Source organism: Halomonas sp. (assembly GCF_041689495.1).
Classification (GTDB): Bacteria; Pseudomonadota; Gammaproteobacteria; order Pseudomonadales; family Halomonadaceae; genus Halomonas.
Map to the genome: position 1 here is coordinate 1 of NZ_JBDNGD010000117.1, position 2,897 is coordinate 2,897.

Genomic DNA, 2,897 nt, shown 5'->3' on the forward strand with positions numbered 1-2,897 from the left:
CCAAGCGAGAGACGGCTCGAAACCTGATCGCGCGTACCGAAATGGATGACCCCATGATTGCCGAGATTGCCGGGCTGGCCACTGAGCAGGTGGCGAAGCTGCGTGCCGAGGCCAAGCATTAACGTCAGGAAGGCTAATCGGTGACAGCCCCCACTCAGCACCGCCCATTTCCCCTGCTATTCCGCTGGCTATGCAAGCTCGATCAGGCGGGAGGCGTAGCCAACAAGCTCATCGGTATGCTTCTCGATGATGGCGATCACGATGGGTATCTGCATCGCCTGGTAATCGTGGACGGCGATGTTGCGAAAGCCGGTCATCTGCTTCATGGCGCTGGCCAGTGACGTATCGATGAGTCGCTCTCTGGCCAGGATGTCGAAGACCTCCCGAGCGCTCTGCGGCAGGCCCAGCTGACGGGTGCGGATCAGGCGGTTGCCGGCGTCGATGCTGGCCTCACAGGCGCGCTGCAGATTCAGGATCGCGGCGTCCTGGCGCGTCTGATCCTCCGCGAAGGTGTCTGGGTCCTTGGCGTACTCTTCCCTGGCTCTCGCCACGCAGCGCTCGATGCTGGCTGCCTTGTTGAGCAGCACGTCATCTGCCATGGATGCGTCCTCGCTGCTTGATATCGGCGATCAGTTGTTGGCGCTGAATGGCCAGATCCCAGTATTCGCTTTGTACCATGAGTTCGAACTCGTCGCTGTCGAGCCCCCGATGCCACAGCCGTTGCCCCTCCACCACGACCTGATGCTGGAGAACGGTCGAGGCCTGACGCAGGTCGATAAGGTCGACATCGGCCCCGAGACTGTCCGCCAGCTCGTTGCTCAAGCTCCAGCGCTGCTCGGGCGGCAGTGGCGCGGGGAGCAACACGGCCAGGTCCACATCGCTGGTTGGTGTTGCCTCGCCCGTGGCCTGACTGCCGAAAAGATAGACCGCTTGCATTGCGGGCAGAGCCGCTTTCAGGCGCTCTGTGATCGGCGCCAGATCGCTGCGTGAACAGGGCATGACATACTCCGCGAATCGGGTCACTGCACCAGTCTACCATGGGGCTGAGCGGGGACGCGGGGCTAATCGGGGACAGACCCCCATTTCACTTCATCTGCTCACTCGTAGTGGGTCCATAGCCGCAGGGCCTTGATCACCTGCTCTCGCTCCAGCACCTGGTAGACCAGGCGGTGTTGAATATTGATTCGGCGGGAGTAGGCACCTGCCAGGTCGCCTATCAGCTTCTCGTAGGGCGGGGGGGTCTGGAAGGGGTTCTCCCGAAGGATTTCCAGGAGGTCCTGAGCCTTGGGTTTGAGACCGCTGGAGGCGAGTTTGCGGGCATCCTTCTGAGCCTGCTTGGTATAGACCAGGCGCCAACTCACCAGTCCAGTTCCTCGCTGCACTGATCGATCGGGGTGGCCATGCCGTCGCGGATCGACTCGCGGATGCCCGGGACCGAGAGCAGGAACAGCGTTTCCTGGATGGCTTGCCAATCCTCTTCGGCAATGAGCACGGCCTTGTTGCGCTTGCCGGAGATCAGCAGCGGTTGATGGGTTTCCGCGGCCTCGTCGATCAGCCGGTAGAGGTTGGCCCGGGCCTCGGTAGCGGTGACGGTGGTCATGGCCTGCTCCTTGCGATCTTTTCTAAAGAGTACGCTATGGCGTACGTTTTAACAAGAGCCCCCATGTCCTCGCCCGTTTCAAGCGTTGCGAGCCAGGCGCGTCAGCTTCCTTTGGGCTGATCGGGGACAGACCCCTATTTCCTGCCTTTCTTCACGAGGCCAGTCGCTGGACCTTCGGCTGTTCGCTGTGCTCGGCTTGCCAGAGGTCGTAGGCAGTCTGCATCGCGAGCTAATGCCGCGCGGAGCCGGCGCCAGCGCGTTCGAGCCGCACGGCCAGATCCGGCGAAATGGCAGCATGCCCATGGACGACTCGCGAAAGGGCGACCCGAGACATGCCGAGGCGTCGGGCCGTCTCGGCGACCGTGATGCCCAGGGCTTCGATGACATCCTCACGCAGCATCTCACCCGGATGCGGCGGGTTGTGCATTCCAGTGGTGTTCATGTTCCATTTCTCCATGCTGGGAATCGGCACGGTGACCTTGGGGGGCTGGAAATCTCCCCCGGCCCGTGATCAGTGGTAATCCAGATAATCGACCAATTCGACATCTTCTCCTTGGGCCATTCCAGATGAATCAAGATGTATCGTATAAAGATACACTTATCAAGGACGGGAGAGGGCTAATCGGCGAGGCTGATCGGGATAGCCACCCGCCCGGTGCGCTGACCCTTACCGTGCCTACGGTGGGCAGACGTTGCTGCGGGTCTCGTGGCCGTGTAGGCCGGATAAGCCGAAGGCGCATCCGGCGTGCGGCGTCTCCAACCGAGAAGGTGGCCGCTCCCCGCCCGGTGGGAGAACGCGTACCCGTCCCCGATTACCTCCAGGTCAGCTTCCCGGTGGACGACGTGCTGGCGCTGGTGGTCACCCATGTGCATATCGACCATATCGGCCGGCGTCCCTCAGGGACAGCCCCCCTTTCCCGCGGAATCCTATTTCTCACAGCAGCAAGTTGTGGTGGGAGGGCGCTTCAGCGCGCGAGCCGTTTGCCCCGAAAAGCTCGCCCGGCAAGCCGGCCTCCCACCAGCGAGGCCAAGTCTGACCCCGCAGTGGCGATCTCGCGGGCTAATCGGGGACAGATCCCGATTCCCCACCTAGCCTGAAGTTCCAGCGGCCGGCAGAAATGTCGGCCAATGGTGTTTTCGGATCAGCTGCGATACTTTGATCGTATGTATCGCAAGAGGTGAGCATCATGCCTATCAGCCTACGCCTGGATCCCGACATCGAGGCGCGCCTGGCCCATCTTGCCACGGCCACAGGCCGCTCCAAGACGTTTTACCTGCGCAAGCTGATCGAGGAGCA

6 protein-coding genes are annotated in these 2,897 nt (G+C 61.9%); 1 reads left to right on the plus strand and 5 read right to left on the minus strand.

What is annotated here, in order from left to right:
• Positions 1-188: 188 nt before the first annotated feature.
• From ACESMD_RS03885 to ACESMD_RS03905, 5 genes are all read right to left on the minus strand, one after another.
• Complete coding sequence (locus ACESMD_RS03885) at positions 189-599, minus strand: DUF86 domain-containing protein (protein WP_372610501.1); 411 nt, start codon at positions 597-599, stop codon at positions 189-191.
• Positions 589-999: a nucleotidyltransferase domain-containing protein gene (locus tag ACESMD_RS03890; protein WP_372610503.1), complete on the minus strand. Its 411-nt coding sequence runs from the start codon at positions 997-999 to the stop codon at positions 589-591. The genes ACESMD_RS03885 and ACESMD_RS03890 overlap by 11 nt, the downstream gene beginning before the upstream one ends.
• A 98-nt stretch (positions 1,000-1,097) precedes the next feature.
• Positions 1,098-1,361: a Txe/YoeB family addiction module toxin gene (locus ACESMD_RS03895; protein ID WP_372610505.1), complete on the minus strand. Its 264-nt coding sequence runs from the start codon at positions 1,359-1,361 to the stop codon at positions 1,098-1,100.
• Positions 1,358-1,600, minus strand: coding sequence for a type II toxin-antitoxin system Phd/YefM family antitoxin (locus ACESMD_RS03900; RefSeq protein WP_372610507.1), 243 nt, complete (start codon positions 1,598-1,600; stop codon positions 1,358-1,360). Before ACESMD_RS03900 ends, ACESMD_RS03895 begins: the two co-directional genes overlap by 4 nt.
• A gap of 229 nt (positions 1,601-1,829) precedes the next feature.
• The gene (locus tag ACESMD_RS03905) at positions 1,830-2,042 is read right to left on the minus strand and encodes a HigA family addiction module antitoxin (protein ID WP_372610509.1); all 213 of its coding nucleotides are present in this window, start codon (positions 2,040-2,042) and stop codon (positions 1,830-1,832) included.
• Positions 2,043-2,787: 745 nt separating this feature from the next.
• Between ACESMD_RS03905 and ACESMD_RS03910 the strand changes: the two genes are divergently transcribed.
• The coding region (locus tag ACESMD_RS03910; protein ID WP_372610511.1) for a TraY domain-containing protein at positions 2,788-2,897 on the plus strand (110 nt) is incomplete at its 3' end.